We start from the raw sequence: 14,398 nt of genomic DNA on the forward strand, positions 1-14,398 counted from the left end.
TCAATTTGAAAACTTCCCTGTTATCTCCGACGTGTATCGAACCGCAGATTCAGGTGTAAAAACGTCCTTTAATGACTTTATAATTATTTAAAAAACATTAGTCAAGGGAAAAAAGCAATTTTGTCTGTAAAATAAGACCGTCAGATAGTACATCAGGGATTGGAATAGTCGAATTATCAGTTTATCAAAGGCATTTTCCACATAAGTACACGTTTTTAAAAGCCAACAGGAAAATTTTTCCCATAATTTATTGTCAAAAAAGGGCTGAAATCTCGTTTATTTGTCTATTTAAATATCAATCGCGATATCCGCACGGTTCCGGTCCGCTTTTATATAGATAGGATACAAGATAAGATACATCCAGAATATTAATCTGCCCGTTGCAATTGGTATCACCCATATAATAAGCGTATTTGGGAGGGAGACCGTTTTTATACAGGTAATTCATAAGATAAGTGACATCAAGTATATTAACCGCCCCGGAACCATCAACATCTCCAAATGGGTGTATCTCCGTATCGAATACGTATGGGTTATCATCCTGCCACTGAGAAACAACACAGGGTATAAAAACCATGGAGTCGTATCGGGCAAAATCATAAATGGCGCAATCCGTTTTCCCTACAGATGAGACAGCACACCCCGTTGTCAGGTCGGCGATATCATCGTCAAAAGTAATATATGAAAAACCCCATTTGACGGAATTACTGCCGTCAAACCTGAGCATTAACAGCCCGTTTCCGGAAGGATTATTCACCGTCAGGATATAATTGCTGGCCAGGCCATCAGGGGGCCGATAGGCTGTCAATCCGGTAAACTCACAAGTTAACACAACCTGGTCAATCAGTATATGAGGATAATCGGCCCCATCATCGTAATAGGCTGTATCAGCTCGATCTTGAGTGAAATAGTTCCATGCTGTGAATTCCGGGAAAATCGCCTGAACTGTTTTCCCAAATGGGTAGAGGGCAGAATCAAGTGACGGCAGGACATCATACCAGCGCAAATATTCCCAAACATTCCGGATAATGCCTATTCCGAATTTCTCGACCAGATAGGTTGGCCAGATAAAGGTGCTGTAATCATGATAGGTCCACGAAAAATAGTTGGTGTCTATCAAAGATGTATCGGGGTAATTAAAGAAATACGGCAAATAGCAGTAATGATCGTTGACCTCATCATAGGTTTTATTTTCAAAAAAGACAGCAGTCCCCTCGGTCCACCAGAGATCCGGTGATGGTTTATAGGCATAAGCCATCTGCGTCGCATGAAAGTACTCATGAGCACAGGTAACTTTCAAAGCCCCGACAACAGGCCCTTCGGGATCATCATTGGGCGGAGCAAAGGCCATAGTGTTATGAATTTCGATATGCGAACTCCAGTCACCCCATGAAGAATCACCGGCGCTTTCCCTGACGGTGCCGCCGTAATAATTGCCAATCCTGAAAACGAAAAAATCATAAAGAGAATCACCGTCATCGGGAGGGGGAAGAAAACCGAGGTCGATTTGATAAAACCTGTAGGCGCTGTCAGCATACTGACCTATTCGTTCGATATAATCGGGGATGCTGTCGGCATCCAGATCCTCGAGAGGAACGGAGTTAAGTCCTGAAGTATCATAATGAATGGCGAATTTACCGTCCAGAGAAATAAAGGTTAATTGCAGGGTCGGCCGCGCCAGGTATGAGCTTAATACGGCCTGTTGATCCGGATTGAGAAGGTCCCAATTATCAATGGCTTCATTGATAAGGGGTGTGCCGCTTTTCATCGGGCTGACCACTTGCGATTTATAGCGGTCGGGCAAAGCCTCAGGAGCGTACATTGTCTGCAAATTGTAATAAATCCTGTCGGCCCGCGTTATTAACCCGCGACTATAATCCTCGGATATAAGTTCAGCCGCGCCGTCGGCCTTATAATTGGGGCCCGCCCCGGCCATCAATACTCCCACCGGCAAAAAAACCAGAATTAGGAATAAAACCAAACCCATGTGAAGATAATTCATATAATCCACAGCCTCAATAACTTAGGGCAAGTAAAGTGCGGCGGCGCAGAGATCTTCTTCCCCCAGTACAATTTAACTTTAAACCCATTTTTGTCAAGTATATTAAATTATACGTCACTCTCAGCCAGGCGTTTACATCATATATTGGCCGACTCCAAAAGAAACCTGCCAGCTTTTCGTCCGACCGGCATAGGCGAAATCAACCCGGACGACCTTTGAACCGGAAAACTTGGCAACACCGAGTCGCAATCCGGCCCCGACTGACCAGAGCATATTATGGACCTGAAATTCATCCCCGGATGACCAGCTCTGGCCCATATCAAAGAATTGAACCACGCCCAGATGAGTGGTAAAAACTTCCAGCCCGGAAAAGAATCGGTTTTCCAGAGTAAACACGAATCTTCGATCACCATCCTGAAAATTTTTATTATAGCCTCTAACACCGTTGTTTTCGCCCAGATAAAGCGCCCTTGAGTCATCCTGACGCCAATCCCTGGTATAACTTCCCCGCATCATTATGGTCAGCCATGGTAACCTGTTGTTATAATATAATATCGAATAATGTTGTCGTTTTCTGAAGTCAACCGGGCCATCCAGCCACCAATCCCAGTCAAATGTCATAAAAAAGTAATTACAGCCGGGTTTGGCAGAATACCTGTTAGAGATGTTGATATGATTTAGGAGTTTATGTCCGCTTCCGGCGTCAATTACCCAGCCATATCCCACCGAGGCCGAGGTGATCAGGGCAATATCTTCGATATTATCAATCTCGTTAATTCGCTTTGTCTTTACATAATGGTAGTTGCCGATTACCGCACTCGGCTCGATTTTCCAAAAGACACTATCACTCGGAAATGCGAAATTCAGATTTTCCTCGTAAAGCCGGCGATTGGAAATTCTGGTATCCTGATATGAAATTTCCATCCCGGCGGTCACCTTTTGGGAATAATTGCCAAACCGATAATTGGCATGGGCTGTTATCTCACTGCCGGAGACATCGTCCTGTCCGATAATTTTGCCTCCGGAATAAAAATCATCCCTTCGATTTATATCCGCCAGATACAATTGATATTGGAATCTGGAATTCAGAGAATAAAACGGTTTCCCAAAAAACAGCGCTTTCAGGCCAACCGCGGGGCTTTCGTCGTAGAACAACTCCAGGTAGTGCCGCGTTCCAAACAATCTTCTTTCGGAAAAAGTCAGATGCGCATAATCTTCATCAAAATCCCGAAAGAAATAATTCATATCGATATACTGCCCGGTACCCAGAAGGTTGGTTTCCTTGAGAGCCAGTTGATAGGTTACTTCCCCCGAGTTGCGATGGACTGAAAATCCGCCCGTCAACGTCCAGACATCGGTGGTGACTACTCGCATAATATTGCGCCCGCTCGGATCAATCCCGAATTCGACTGAGGCTGTGGATATAAATCGCAGGGCCCGGAGATTCCGCTCGGTTTCATCGGCCAATTCCCTTGAGAATGGCTCGCCCGGCTTTTGAAGGACTTCCCGGCTGACGACATAACTCCGTGTATAAATATGTAATTTATTGGCCCATCGATAAATCCAGGTGTCATAACGCGGTAAATCGGTGTCAAAAATATTGTTATTTTCGATTATAATCGTATCAATCAACGGGCCAAATTCCTTGGATTCGGGCATAGTAAGACGGGATGTTGCGGCTTTTACCTGGATCACCATCAGGATAGCCATTATAAAACATATAAGATTCAGGTCGTTATTTTTCATACCGACAGCCAGTCTTTTTTATATACTTCGACAGTCTTTTCTCCGGAATTTTCGCAGTCTACATATCTTCATAAATACCATAGACTTTATCGGTTAAGGGAACCGGTCATTATTCCGAAATAATATAAGAAATAAACTGCTTCAAGAAAATATCAATGGCCAGAAAAAAAATCGGTGATATCCTGATCGAAAAAGAGCTGATAACCCGGGCTCAGCTTGAACAGGCACTCAAAGAACAATCCACAACCGGCAGGAAAATCGGCCAGATTCTGGTCGAATCGGGATATATTACCGAGGACCAACTGGTGGAAACTATCTCGGAACGATTAAAAATACCCAAGCTGTCAATCGACAGTATCGTTATTGATCCCATGGTAATCAATCTTGTCCCGGTGGAAGTCGCCCGTCGTTACGGTTTGATTCCCATATTTAAAATCGCCGATGGTCTGACAGTGGCCATGTCTGACCCGTTGAATATTATTGCCATTGAGGAATTGAAATATATTACCAGGTGCGATATCAAGCGGGTCGTGGCTCTTCGCTCGGAAATCGATGCGGCTATTGACCAGTATTACTCGGTGGCTGATTCCATGCACGGGGTCATCGGCATCTATCATGAAGCGGTCGAGGAAGAACCGGTTGAGAATATAGCCGAGGGAATGGCCGTGGCCGGCGATGATGCCCCGGTCGTCCAACTGGTTAATTTGTTGATCAACCAGGCAGTAAAGGATAAAGCCTCGGATATACATATCGAACCGGATGAGAACCAGCTCAGGGTCCGTTTTAGGGTCAACGGCGTCATGAAAGAAGAAGCCTCGCCGCCAAAAAATCTGCAATCCGAGATAATCTCCCGGATTAAGGTGGCCGCCAATCTTGATGTCTCTGAAAAAAGACTGCCCCAGGATGGCAGGTTGTTTCTGCGCGTGGACGGGGCCGATATCGATCTGCGGGTATCCACCCTGCCGACCATTCACGGGGAAAAAGTGGTCATTCGTATACTTGACCGCCGGATTCTTAATTTCGGGCTTGATGCTCTCGGTTTCACGCCCGATTTACTGGCCAACTGGCAGGAACTGATAAAGAAAAAAGAAGGCCTGATTCTTATCACGGGTCCCACTTCAAGCGGAAAAACGACCACCCTTTATTCCGTTTTACGGGAAGTCAATTCTATCGAAAAGAATATAATTACCGTCGAGGACCCGGTGGAATATTCGTTGCAGATGATTAACCAGGTTCAAACCAATGAAAAAGCCGGCCTGACATTCGCTCACAGCCTGCGGTCAATTCTTCGACAGAATCCGGATATAATCATGATCGGAGAAATCCGCGATACCGAAACGGCTATTATGGCGATGCGGTCGGCTCTGACAGGACATCTGGTCTTTTCCACCATGCATACCAATGACGCTCCCGGCAGTATCGCCCGACTGGTCGATATGGGAATTGAAAAATATCTAGTGGCCTCGGCTTTGAAAGGGATTCTCGCGCAGCGTTTATTGCGGACCAATTGCCCCCATTGCAAAGAAGAATATCAACCTCAGGAATATCAACTGCATTTGGCCGGTCTGACCGGATTAAGGGAAAGCGCCAAATTCTATCGCGGAACAGGATGCAGCCGTTGTCGAATGACCGGATTTAAGGGCTTAACCGGCATTTTCGAACTGGTTGTGGTGGATGATATCGTGTCCGAAATGATTGCTACCGGCGCTTCGGACGGTCAAATTCGGCAACAAGCCCTTAGCCGCGGTTACCGACCATTATTCGAGGCCGGTATTGCCAAGGTCAAGTCAGGTGAGGTCTGCCTTGAGGAACTACTTCGAGTAATCAGCATCAGCAAACATACCGACCAAGAAATTCTGCCGGAAGGTGTCCCGGTCAATGTCTAAAACATTTACATATACAGCCCGGACCCATGATGGACAGCGGCAGACAGGTTCGGTGCAGGCCGATGACAGCAAACATGTGGCGGCCATACTTGCCAGGAAACAGCTGATTCCGACCCGTATTAAACTGAAAAGAAATACCGAAAAAGCCGGGTTGTTCGGTTTTATGAAAAGCCACCGGTATGAAGACCTGATTTTATTTACGCGAAACCTGGGGACGCTTTATCGAGCCGGTATACCCATTTTGCAGGCTCTTGCTATTATAAAAATCGGGGATGAAAAAAGTTATTTCAACAAGGCGCTGGCCAAAATACGCAGTAATATTAATTCCGGACGCTCGCTGGCCGATTCCATGGCCGAATTCCCGGATATCTTCCCCAAAATCTACATCGCTTCCATCGCCGCTGGTGAGCAATCGGGAACTCTGGAACAGATTATGGAATCACTGGGGAATATGCTGGAAAAAGATCTGGCCTTAAACCGGCAAATTAAATCTTCAATTCGCTATCCCATATTTATCGTTGCCGCAATTACCGGAGCCTTCGTGGTTCTGATCAGTTTTGTAATCCCGAGGTTTATTAATTTTTATTCCAAGATGGGGGCGGAATTACCGCTTCCGACCAGAATGCTGATCTGGATAAATCAGACTATTTCCCATTACTGGATACCGGCCATGGCCATGGCCGTCATATTGTTTTTCCTTTTCAGAAAAATTCGGTCGACGCCCGGTGGCAAACACTTCCTTGACATGAAAATTCTGACTCTGCCGATATTCGGAGACCTTATTGTCAAGGGAAATGTCGCCCGTTTTTCCTATATCTTTCAGGTCCTTCTGAAAAGCGGTATGCCGGTTGTTCGAACCCTCGATATGTTATCGGGGGTGGTTAAAAACAGCCAATTGACCATGGAGATAAAATCAATGGCCGATTCCTTCCGCGAGGGACGGGAGTTGAGCAGTCTGGGAAACAAACTGACTTTCTTCCCCGAAATGGCTATCCACATGATCCGGGTGGGACTGGAAAGCGGTTCTCTTGAAAGTATGCTGGAAGAAGTATCCAATCATTATAGCAAGGAAGTGGATTACAAATCCCGTCATCTGACAGCCGTTCTGGAGCCGATTCTGACCATTGTCCTGGGCGGTTTCGTGCTAATTGTCGCCCTGGCTATCTTCTTGCCAATGTGGAACTTAATCCAGGTATTCAAGGGATAGGGGAAATTAAGACAATGCCTGTTTTTACCGATAATGACAATGAACGAAACAATTCAATTAAATCAATTAAAGGAGTTGAAATGCGGCTGAAAAAACTATCCAACCGGGGTGGATTCACGCTTATTGAACTGGTTATCATAATCGTGGTCCTCGGCATTCTTGCCGCGGTGGCGATTCCCAAGTATTCGAATATATCGTCCGAGGCCAAAGAAGCGGCCGCCAGAGGCGCTCTAGGGGCACTGAGGTCCGGCATTTCGATCTGGTACGCCAATAAAGCGGTCGAAACCGGGACACCATCATGGCCAACCCTTGACACCCTGACAATGGAGGACATGGTCATGGAACAGGGTATTCCGGCTAATCCTTATCAATACGACGCGAATGCGGCGGACAGCATAATCGATGGCAGTGCTCTGGCCAAGGGAACCGTCAGCGGGACACGCGGCGGCTGGGCTTATAATCCCAATACCGGGGAAATATGGCTCAACAGCAATATCGCGGGAGAAAATAACTGGTAAAATGAAACTGCCGCATCAACACGGTTTTACACTGATTGAATTGGTGATAATTATTGTCGTCCTCGGAATCATTGCCGCGGTGGCGATTCCAAAATTCGGCAGTATGACACAGAATTCGAAAATAAGCGCCACCAAGGACGAGATGCTGAGAATAAAGACGGCCATAATCGGAGATGCCCGGGTGATATCCGGAGGCCAATATATCGACCGGGGTTTTGAAGGAGATGTGGGTTTTCCTCCTTCACGACTGGTGGATCTGGTCATCAGGCCCGACAGTATTCCGGTTTATGACCGGATTACCAGGCTGGGCTGGAATGGGCCGTACCTTGACAGTTCACTGCAGAATTACGCGACTGACAGCTGGGGTAGCGCTTATGTGTATGATCCCAACAACAGGACCGTAACCTCCACGGGCGTGACGCCCAACATTGTAACAACGTTCTGAAGTATGGAAAAAAGGCTGAAATCACAACAGGGTTTGACCCTGATTGAGTTGGTGATGGTCATAATCATCATCGGAATTCTAGCCGGGGTGGCAATGAAATCAATGGATTCGGTAATTGAAACCGGCCGGGTCGAATCAACCAAAACCGAACTGAATGCCCTGGCCAAAGCCATAGCCGGGGACCCGGATCTGATAAACAACGGCACCCGGGCCGATTTTGGATATGTCGGCGATGTCGGTTCCTTGCCGCCTGATCTTGATGCCCTGATTTCAACGCCGGGCGGTTTTGCCACCTGGAACGGACCGTATATCAGCAGCAATTTTACGCAAACACCGGATGATTTTAAAAAGGATGCCTGGGGTGTTCTGTACATATACGGAGGCGGTACCAGCATTACATCGACCGGATCGGGTTCCACTATCACGCGTCAATTCGCCTCGGCGGTATCGGATTTGACCAGTAATACCATCCAGGGATCGGTTATGGATGCTGAAGGGATACCGCCGGGAATTTACAGCACCGGCGTAAATATCGTACTTGAATATCCTGACGGTGCTGGAGCCATGACTTCGACCGCGGTCAATCCCTCCCCCAATGGCAATTACAGTATTTCCGGCCTTCCAATCGGCCATCACATTATGACCACTGTTAATACCACCACCGGCGATACGGTGGTATCTTATGTCACGGTATTACCAAAATCAAGTGTCGTTAATAATATCCGTTTCGGATCGGCCCTCTGGGGGGCAGGAAACTCATCCAGCGGAAGCGGCCTGCAATATGTGACCGGTTCGGCTGTCCTCAATGGCACTTATGGCCAAAATATATATTTTCAGATTTATAACAATACCGGCGCCAATGTTTCCATATCATGGATCAAGGTAACCTACGACCATGTCCCGGCGGCTTATTTCGAGCGAGTTCGCTGGGGTAGTAACACTGTGGCCAATCGGACCAATCCGAGGTATGGTTCGGGAGATCAGGTCGATTTCAGCAGTACCATGGGAATCAACAACGGTTCATCACAGACGATCCGGCTGGAGCGGTTTCGTGATGCCCAAACAGGAAGTGCCGGTTATGAATACATGAACGGAACTAATGTGACAATTATGTTCAGCGACAATAGCGAAATAACCTTCAGCATATAAACCAGAAAATGACGACAGTAGACATTCAGAATAAAACCGGAATGGCCATCCAGTCATCGGGGAATAAAACAGGGTCAATCAATATCCGAACCGATTGGAAAAAGCAAATTAGATTCGGCCGGACAATCACTATTTTTCTCGACAACAACGCTCTTCAACTGGCAACTGCGAAGCATTATGGATATCGATCGTGCATACTCGATGTCAATAAAATTTATATTCCCCAAACCCCGGTATCGGAAGATGACCGCAGGAGATTTCTTGGCGAAGAAATAAACAGGTACATAAAAACACATAAGGGAATCCTGACCAATTATGTTTTGGGAGTGGGCGGATCGGAATCGGCCTTTCGCCTGATAACTCTGCCCCGGATGAAGCAAAAAGAACTTAATGAGGCTTTGTTCTGGGAGGGCAGCAAGCGAATTCCATTCGGGCTCGAAAACGCTTATTACGGATTCAACATAATCGAACGCAGGAAAACCGATCTCGGCGAGGATTTTTCCTGCGCCCTGATAGCGGTTCTCAAGGAAGAAATCGATCAGAAACTGGACATTATCGAACCTTTGGATTTGAACCCAAACGCCGCTTATCACGAGTTAGAGGCAATCGGCCATATGCTTCCGCACACGGCCGACTTCGATCCCGGCCGTACCTATGCCCTTATAAATATTAAGAAACAAAAATCCGTGATTTCCTTCTATCGCGGCAGATATCTGGAGTTCATGCATATTTGCTCGGTCGGTTCGGACACTCTTTCCGGCGGTCCGGCAACTCCGACAACGTATGAATATTTCACCGAATCTCTGGTTACTGAAATTCAAAATTCGCTTGATTATTATGTCGGCCAATTTTCCAACACCTCGGCCGACAAGGTTTACATTTATGGTGACTTATCCTACTCAACAGAATTAATCGAGAATCTTTCCGATCGATTCGGAATTGAATTTCGACGTTTTCCGCTTGAGGGTTGGTCCGGAATTCACCCTGTTCTGGCGGATCGATATGAGCAAATCCCGGTTTCGCTCAGTGCCGTAGCCATGAGCCTGGCGGAATACAATTTGATCGATTTCCTTCCACCGGCGATCAGGGAACAGAAAGTCAATCGGAAATTCGCGGCTTTGATGATACCTGTTTTTATCGTCATTACGGCTTTCCTGATGGCAATCTGGTCGGGCCTGAAACTGCAGACTGATATCGAAAATTACAAATTGCGGGCGCAGAATGAACAGGTCGAGACTTTCCGTAATTCGGCGGTTTATAACATGTACAACCAGATCAAACTCCAGATGTCGGCCGATAACGATTTGCTGAAAAAACTGAAATCCGAACCAACCATCCTCCATCTGAATATGAAAGAACTCTCACGGCTTTTGCCACAGGGTATAAAGTTAAATTTGTACGATCTTCAGGATGGCGATAGCAGGAAGACCCTGGTCATATCCGGCCAGACGCTTTCTGCAGATCCGCCGCCGGAAGTCGTTCTGGCGGAATTCATAGCCCGCCTGGAAAGTTCTCCCTTCTATAACAACATCACTCTCCAGCGTCACAGCAAACAACCCCGGGGCGACCGGTTCGCCATTGATTTCCAGATTGAAATGGATGCCGTGTTATGAAAACAAGATATATCATCAGTCTGATTATTCTGCTGGCTGTTCTGGCCGCCTGGTTTTTCTTTCTGGTTTCTCCGGAAATAAAAAAACAAAAGGAATTGAAGGCATCGCTGGCATCATCGGAATTAATATTGAATGATTATCGGAATATCATGGATAGATTTCCCCAATATTTTAAGGCCCAGCAAACCCTTTCGGAAAGACGTAAAAACCTTCTGTCCAAGTTATATACCCGGGAAGATCTCCTCAAGCTATTCGATCGTATAACCCGGGAGTCGGAAAGACACAACCTGAATCTGGTGGAAATATCACCATCCGTTGAAGAATTGCTGGAACTGAATCGAACCATGCCGACCAATGACCAGCCGCATTTATTGAATATAATAATCCGGCAACGGGGAAAATTTAAAGACATCGGGCAGTATATAAAATTCATTGAGGCCCAGGATTTCTATCGCGGCACTAATCATTGCCGTGTCAGTAATCCGACCGATGGCAGGTCTTTTGCCGATGTTACTTATGGTTTCAAGGCCATCCTGGGAACAATAAAGGATAATTGATGAATGCAGATAAAAGAAAAAAAATAATATATGCCGTTTTTGTCGTAGCGGTGGCCTGGGGTATATACAATTTCACCGGGAAGAACAGCCGGGATTTAAAACAGGAACCGGTTTCACCACCGGTACGAGCTGAGATAGCCAGATCGACTCCCCCGGCACGGGCAATTGATATTGAAAAATATGAATCCCTGCCCTGGGGGCAGGATCCTTTTCTGCAACCCGGAGATGTTGATCGACCGGATGAGGTTGCCGCTGAATCACCGCGATGGGTGCTGGGCGGAATCCTGTACAGCCGGGACAATCCTTCCGCAGTGATAAATAATCGCATCGTCCGCACGGGTGATTCCGTCAATGGGGCCATAATAGTCGATATCATGGAAAAATCCGTTGCTCTTGATAAAGATGGATTGCAATTCAAATTGACACTGTCAAAGGGAATATCATGAAATACGCGCTTTTTTCTGTTACAATAGTTTACTGGCTGGCCATGGCATTGGCCGTGGCGGGGCCGCTTGATTCCAAAGAAAAAATCTCTCTTCAATTTGAGGATGTTCCCATTACCACCGTCCTCAATATGATTGCCCAGCAATATAATCTTAATCTGGTTCAATCCGGTGAAATCAATGAAAACATCAGCGTCAAATTAGAAAATGTAAATCTCGAAGATGCTCTCAATGCTATTCTTGCATCCAACGGTTACAATTTCTATTTCAGCGGCGACATTATTGTTATCAAGCCCGTTACCATGGACGCCGTCGGTGAAACCGAGATCAAGATTATTGAACTTAAATATATTTCACCGGCATCGGCGGTCAAAGCCGCCGAAGATCTCCTGTCGCCCAAGGGAAAGATCAGGATAATTGAGGGCGGTACCCAGACCACGACGTCAATAGGGTCCCCCATCCCCACCAAGCTGGCCGTTGTCGATCTGGCCGGAGTGACGGAGCGAGTCGCGGCCTTTATCGCTCAACTGGATCGGCCGGAACCATTGATTGCCATTGAGGTCAGGATGGTCGAGATCAATATGGATCAGAGCGACCAGGTCGGTTTCAAATGGCCCACCAGTCTCAAGGGCCGGGCTCACGGGGTTTATCTGGAGAGCGAATCATCGGATGGAAGCAGTTCTTCCTCGGAAGCTGTGGGCCAGATAGCCCTGCCGGATGGTAAATGGGAATGGGGAAAACTATCGGTCGGCGAACTCAGCCTGGTATTGGATTTTTTACAGAATAGCGGGCACTCCAAATTGATATCCGATCCCCGTATAACCACCATTAACAATCATCAGGCCGAGATCAAAGCTACCACGGTGGTTCCGATTCAGACAATCAATCGCTTCAGTGAGGGCGGTTCTGTCCAAGATATCGTTACCTTCCAGGATGAAGAAATCGGCATCACTCTTTTGGTGACTCCTCATATAGCCGATGACAATGAGATAATTCTTGATGTCCAGCCCACCGTGGCTGAAATAATCGGTTATTCCGGTTCAGCTGATAATCAGAAACCGATTACGTCGGAACGTTCGGTTCGAACCAAAATCGCCGTCAGGGATGGCGAAACGGCCGTCCTGGGCGGCTTGTTGAAAGAAAATAAAATCGAAACAGAACAAAAGCTGTTTTTCCTGGGATCTTTGCCGATTCTCGGCAACCTTTTCAAACATCGGCTGGTGGAGACATCGACCACCGATCTGATGATAATGATTACTCCCAAAATATCCGGGAACTAACGGCGAGCACGAGCCAGCATAAAACGCCTGGAACGATTGAAGAAAACATAAAGAGTCAGGATCAGCAATCCCAGATCGCGAAGGAGCAGGGACAGGGCACTGCTTTTGGCCTTGGAGCTGACCGAAAAACAGCCGCACTCGAGATCGACCCCGCGGACGAGATTGATGCTGATGGCTACGATAAAAACGATTACGAGAAGATTGAGAATCAGAAGACTCCCCTCCTTGAACACTCCCAAAACCAGAAAGAGACCACAGAGTAATTCCACCCATGGTAGAATCAGGGCCGTCAGGTTTATCAACGACCCGGGGACCAGGTGATAATTGTACATAATCCGGGCAAAATCCCCCGGAGACCATATTTTATCCAGCGAAGCATAAATGAAAATAAGCCCGATAGCCAGCCGAACCAGCAACCCAAGATAGTCATTATTCAATATTTTATCACCGTTCATTTCCCGTCCCCGCTTTCAATCGGCAAATTGGCTCGCTCCCACTCACGCCAGCCGCCGTAAAAAACAAAAATATTGCTGTAGCCATCATACTTCATATCGCGCCCCAGAAAGAGAGACAGTTCACATTCCGAGCCGGAGCAGTAAATTACTACGACCCTGTTTTTGGGAATTTCATCAAGACGCCCGCAATAGTCATCAATATAATCGTAGGGGATATTTATCGATCCCCTGATTCTTCCCACCGCAAAATCCTCCGGATCACGAGCATCAACAAAGACTACTCCAGGCAACTGAAATTTGGCCGCAGCCTCATCAAGAGATATAAAAGGTGGATCATTTTCGTCAGCCGACGGTGGCAAGACCACCTCACTGGAACCGTCAACCGACGGCCAGTTGCCCTGAAAAGAAATTTTGTGGGGAGATACGGTATTAACCAGGATGGCTATAATGATGGCCAGAATCAATATTACAAGAGCCTGTTTTATGCCAATTTTCATCATCATTATTACAACCAATCATATCCATAGGTTCAGACAAAGTATACAGGCGGCAAATATTAATAATTTCATCCCGGTTGTCAATGAAATTGGCATTCTATCCGATGCGAAATATGAAAAAACATAAAAAAAGACCGGCTCATAGCCGGTCTTAACCGAAACTTTTTAATCCACATATCTGATTAGCGACTCATTTTTCGGGGCGAAAAAACATGTCAGTTTGATTTAACCTGTAATTCCTTATTCCACTTTAAATCAAGTAAATTGAATTTCCCCGCCAGAATTCTGGAAACCACGGCCACGAATTTCTCAGGGCTTAAATTCTGAAGACCGTATGGATGCCAGCAATCTTTAGTTCCAGAACTGGCGAATTGCTCTGCTTCTTTTCTCGGGGGCATAATTTTCTCCCACTTAGCCTATTACTACGGTTAAAAATCAAATGAAGGGCTAAAAACTGGGGTTTAACTCTAAGTCGGCATCACCTCCTTAAACTCCCAACAGAAGATCTGTTTAAAGGTGCTTCACTAACCCAAAAAAGAATATGGCGGCAAGAATAAGTGGGTATTCTATTTGTTTATAGTATGCCACGGTTTGAATTGA

Annotated in this window: 14 protein-coding genes; 9 read left to right on the forward strand and 5 right to left on the reverse strand. The window is 46.4% G+C overall.

Features of this window, described 5'->3' with window-relative positions; genetic code table 11:
* Positions 1-295 precede the first annotated feature (295 nt).
* Both JXQ28_08075 and JXQ28_08080 read right to left on the reverse strand, forming a co-directional pair.
* Positions 296-2,002 carry a dockerin type I repeat-containing protein gene (locus JXQ28_08075; GenBank protein MBN2277685.1) on the reverse strand — a complete coding sequence of 569 codons (1,707 nt, stop codon included), beginning with the start codon at positions 2,000-2,002 and terminating at the stop codon, positions 296-298.
* A 132-nt stretch (positions 2,003-2,134) separates the two neighbouring features.
* Positions 2,135-3,748, reverse strand: coding sequence for a hypothetical protein (locus JXQ28_08080; GenBank protein ID MBN2277686.1), 1,614 nt, complete (start codon positions 3,746-3,748; stop codon positions 2,135-2,137).
* A 155-nt stretch (positions 3,749-3,903) separates the two neighbouring features.
* Here JXQ28_08080 and tadA point away from each other — a divergent pair, with 155 nt between their 5' ends.
* The 9 genes from tadA (at position 3,904) to JXQ28_08125 (ending at position 12,846) form a co-directional block, all read left to right on the forward strand.
* Complete coding sequence (gene tadA / locus JXQ28_08085; protein MBN2277687.1) at positions 3,904-5,634, forward strand: Flp pilus assembly complex ATPase component TadA; 1,731 nt, start codon at positions 3,904-3,906, stop codon at positions 5,632-5,634.
* The gene (locus tag JXQ28_08090; protein MBN2277688.1) at positions 5,627-6,841 is read left to right on the forward strand and encodes a type II secretion system F family protein; all 1,215 of its coding nucleotides are present in this window, start codon (positions 5,627-5,629) and stop codon (positions 6,839-6,841) included. The genes tadA and JXQ28_08090 overlap by 8 nt, the downstream gene beginning before the upstream one ends.
* An 80-nt stretch (positions 6,842-6,921) precedes the next feature.
* A complete protein-coding gene (locus JXQ28_08095) occupies positions 6,922-7,359 on the forward strand; it encodes a prepilin-type N-terminal cleavage/methylation domain-containing protein (GenBank protein ID MBN2277689.1) in 438 nt (145 codons plus the stop codon).
* A gap of 1 nt (position 7,360) precedes the next feature.
* Positions 7,361-7,804: a prepilin-type N-terminal cleavage/methylation domain-containing protein gene (locus JXQ28_08100; GenBank protein ID MBN2277690.1), complete on the forward strand. Its 444-nt coding sequence runs from the start codon at positions 7,361-7,363 to the stop codon at positions 7,802-7,804.
* 3 nt (positions 7,805-7,807) lie between these two features.
* Entirely contained in the window at positions 7,808-8,953 is a 1,146-nt protein-coding gene (locus tag JXQ28_08105; GenBank protein ID MBN2277691.1) for a prepilin-type N-terminal cleavage/methylation domain-containing protein, read from the forward strand.
* 8 nt (positions 8,954-8,961) lie between these two features.
* Positions 8,962-10,566 carry a pilus assembly protein PilM gene (gene pilM, locus JXQ28_08110; protein MBN2277692.1) on the forward strand — a complete coding sequence of 535 codons (1,605 nt, stop codon included), beginning with the start codon at positions 8,962-8,964 and terminating at the stop codon, positions 10,564-10,566.
* Positions 10,563-11,123, forward strand: a complete 561-nt coding sequence (locus JXQ28_08115) for a hypothetical protein (GenBank protein ID MBN2277693.1) — start codon at positions 10,563-10,565, stop codon at positions 11,121-11,123. The genes pilM and JXQ28_08115 overlap by 4 nt, the downstream gene beginning before the upstream one ends.
* Complete coding sequence (locus tag JXQ28_08120) at positions 11,123-11,569, forward strand: hypothetical protein (GenBank protein MBN2277694.1); 447 nt, start codon at positions 11,123-11,125, stop codon at positions 11,567-11,569. Before JXQ28_08115 ends, JXQ28_08120 begins: the two co-directional genes overlap by 1 nt.
* Positions 11,566-12,846, forward strand: a complete 1,281-nt coding sequence (locus JXQ28_08125) for a secretin and TonB N-terminal domain-containing protein (protein MBN2277695.1) — start codon at positions 11,566-11,568, stop codon at positions 12,844-12,846. The genes JXQ28_08120 and JXQ28_08125 overlap by 4 nt, the downstream gene beginning before the upstream one ends.
* On the opposite strand, the gene JXQ28_08130 is transcribed toward JXQ28_08125, so the two are convergent.
* From JXQ28_08130 to JXQ28_08140, 3 genes are all read right to left on the reverse strand, one after another.
* Positions 12,843-13,301 (reverse strand): DoxX family membrane protein, encoded by a 459-nt coding sequence (locus tag JXQ28_08130; GenBank protein ID MBN2277696.1) that lies wholly within the window; start codon positions 13,299-13,301, stop codon positions 12,843-12,845. The genes JXQ28_08125 and JXQ28_08130 overlap by 4 nt on opposite strands.
* Positions 13,298-13,804, reverse strand: a complete 507-nt coding sequence (locus JXQ28_08135) for a rhodanese-like domain-containing protein (GenBank protein ID MBN2277697.1) — start codon at positions 13,802-13,804, stop codon at positions 13,298-13,300. The genes JXQ28_08130 and JXQ28_08135 overlap by 4 nt, the downstream gene beginning before the upstream one ends.
* 209 nt (positions 13,805-14,013) lie before the next feature.
* On the reverse strand, positions 14,014-14,196 hold the full coding sequence (locus JXQ28_08140; protein ID MBN2277698.1) for a hypothetical protein: 183 nt from the start codon (positions 14,194-14,196) through the stop codon (positions 14,014-14,016).
* Positions 14,197-14,398 lie beyond the last annotated feature (202 nt).

The sequence above is a fragment of the Candidatus Zixiibacteriota bacterium genome (assembly GCA_016933955.1).
In the GTDB taxonomy this organism is placed as follows: Bacteria; Zixibacteria; MSB-5A5; order GN15; family PGXB01; genus JAFGTT01.